We start from the raw sequence: 2,581 nt of genomic DNA, 5'->3' as shown, positions 1-2,581 counted from the left end.
AGCTCTTCAAGATCCTCGAGCATTCCGACCGAGACGCCGGCATGAACTCCGAGAATCTCACCCAAGCGGCTTGACGCGATATAGCAGCCTCGGGGCGTCCATGCTGGTGCACGGGGTGGAATCGTCCGGTTACGGCTACCTCGCCGGACAGAGAAGGACTGGAGCGGTTCCCGCCTTCAACGGGCACTGGAGCTGGCGAGAGCGCGACGGCCCCGGGCCTGTGGTGAGGGCCGGCCCAGTTGCCGATGCCGATTCGAACGTCGGTCGGTCAGCGGGGCGACTCAATGAGACGCACGGCCAGGCGTTTGTTGGCGTCGTCAAGTTCCACCAAACACAGGCCTCGCCCGTCCCCGAAGCTTACGATGCGGGCGTGCTGAGACTGCTGCGGGATGGCCGGGAGCCTGTAAGGGTCGGCTGAGGCGATCATAAGAGCCGCTTCAAGAGAACGCCGAGCCCAGGGCTGGAGGCGTTGCAGGTCGTCGATGACCTCGGAACTGAAGTCGATCTCGTACGGCACGGAGCCAGACTACGGCCGCAGGGCCGGGACGATGGCCCGGACCTTGGCATCGGGAGCCATGCAAGGGGGCTCTGCGCGGCCAGCCCGCTCGTCCCTGATACGGCGCGCCATGGCGATCATGTCAGGACTGGCCAAGGCTCTGGCCCGCGCGTCCCAGTCGGCGAGGACCTTGCCGATGAGGTGAAGCCCCGTGCTGTCGATTTCCTCGTTGAACGCCGCACGATGTTCCACCGGCAGAGCTGCGCGCACGCTGCGGATTGTGGGCTCGGCCTGAGGCGCAGGGCCTGTGTCCGCGGGTTGGGCGCTCATGCTGTCCTCCGAGTGGAATCACCCTTCGTTGATTGGAGGGTATCCGGGGAGAGCGGCAGTCTGCCAGCACACTGGCCGATCGGGAGCCCTGCCTCGCAATGGATTTCGCAGGCGCCGCTGCGCGTGGACAGCATCGCCGCACACCCGGACTCGGCCGGTTTCCCACCGGGGCACCCACCGATGCACACGCTGCTCGGCGTCGCGATCCACATCCGAGGCCAGATCTACGGCGACCTCTACATCGCCGATCGCTTGGACGGGAATCCCTTCACCATCCACGACGAGACCGTAATCCTGGCCCTGGCCGGCGCGGCCGGCCTGGCCATCGACGACGCCCGCATATTCCGCCAGATCCGCGACGAGTCCGAGCAGTTCCAGCGGCTGCTCACTCCCCGGTTGCCGGACCTGAGACCGTTCCAAGCCGCCGCCTACCGCCCCGCCCCCGAGCCGGGGCTACTCGGCGGCGACTGACACGACGCCTTACGCATATCCGACGACACCTGTGTCGCCGTCATCGGGGACGTCCTCGGCCACGACGTCAGGGCCGCCGCCGCCATGTCACAGACCCGGCACATGCTCCGCGCCCTCCTCTACGACCGCGGCACCTCCCCCAGCGACGTACTCGCCCGCCTCGACCGCGCACTCCAGGCCATCACGGACACCCCCGTGACCACCGCATGCCTGGCCCGCCTGGAACCCGCCGCACCAGGCAGCAACACCTGGACACTGCGCTGGAGCAGCGCCGGACACTGCTCACCCCTGCTCGTCACTCCCGACGGAGACGCCCGCTATCTGGCGGTCGAACCCGATCTCCCCCTCGGCGTCGACACCACCACCACCCGCCGCGACCACACCCACCAGGTTCCAGCCGGCTCAACCCTGATCCTGTTCACCGACGGCCTCATCGAATCCCCCCGCCAGAGCCTCGACACCGGACTCGAGCGCCTGCGCGTCCTCGCCACCCGCTACGCGGACCTGCCCCTGCACCGCCTCATACACGCCCTGACCGACCACCACCCCAGCGACGGATACGATGACATGGCCGTCCTCGCTCTCCGCACCCCGCCCGAGGCCCCGCCGTGACCTCTGCCGCGCACCGCATCGCTCCGAAGACGGTCACTGGACGCTTGAGCGTTGATGACCGACCAGTCGGGCGGGATGCCAGACTGCCGGCAGCCCGGCGTCTCGCGGCCTAAGTGCGCGCAAGCGTCTTGCCGTCGATCCATCTCCTCCAGGAGCGAGGTGGTCAGGGGCCATCACGGTCGACATCGACGTGATCTCACTTACCCCTGACCTGTGGCCAGGGGGCCAGGGACGGGCTCACCCGTCGTGCTGACCAGCACACTGGACATTAAAACAACCCGAGCAGTTCCTATCGGCCCCGTGGCCCAGGGCTTCGGCGTAGTCGCATGATGTCCGGTTCGTGATCATCCGAGGCCGAGGAGTGTGAGGGGGCGGCGAGGGTCGCGGGCGTTGCGGCGGAGTCCGGCCGCGATGTTCTTCACTCCGGCGGTGCGGAGGGCTCCGATGGCGAGGTTGCGCCAGGTGGCCATCGCGCGGGGCGCGTTGCCGGTTCGCAGCTGGGAGGCGTCCTCGGCGAAGGTGGTGTCGCGGGCATGGTGCAGGGCCTCGATCTTCCAGTGGTCGCGGACGAGTTCGGCGAGCTGGGCCGCGGTGGCCTGCTCGGCGGTCAGGCTGGTGACGGCGTAGACCGTCTTGACGGTGGTCTTGCCGGTCTTGAGGTCGGTGCGACGG

At 68.2% G+C, this 2,581-nt stretch carries 3 protein-coding genes and 1 pseudogene; 1 reads left to right on the top strand and 3 read right to left on the bottom strand.

The features are described from left to right. Positions 1 to 268: 268 nt before the first annotated feature. Together ACIP98_RS42220 and ACIP98_RS42215 are read right to left on the bottom strand one after the other, a co-directional pair. Positions 269 to 517, bottom strand: coding sequence for a hypothetical protein (locus ACIP98_RS42220; RefSeq protein WP_401982179.1), 249 nt, complete (start codon positions 515 to 517; stop codon positions 269 to 271). Positions 518 to 526: 9 nt separating this feature from the next. After that, positions 527 to 766: a hypothetical protein gene (locus ACIP98_RS42215; protein WP_401982177.1), complete on the bottom strand. Its 240-nt coding sequence runs from the start codon at positions 764 to 766 to the stop codon at positions 527 to 529. On the opposite strand from ACIP98_RS42215, the pseudogene ACIP98_RS42210 reads away from it, so the two are divergent. Then, positions 740 to 1,909, top strand: a pseudogene (locus tag ACIP98_RS42210) (PP2C family protein-serine/threonine phosphatase). The gene ACIP98_RS42215 and the pseudogene ACIP98_RS42210 overlap by 27 nt on opposite strands. Before the next feature lie 344 nt (positions 1,910 to 2,253). Here ACIP98_RS42210 and ACIP98_RS42205 read toward each other — a convergent pair. Beyond that, on the bottom strand, positions 2,254 to 2,581 hold a 328-nt coding region (locus ACIP98_RS42205), incomplete at its 5' end, for a transposase (RefSeq protein WP_401982175.1).

It is taken from the genome of Streptomyces sp. NPDC088354 (genome assembly GCF_044753585.1).
Taxonomy (GTDB): Bacteria; Actinomycetota; Actinomycetes; order Streptomycetales; family Streptomycetaceae; genus Actinacidiphila.
This window is presented reverse-complemented; position numbering and strand designations above follow the sequence as displayed.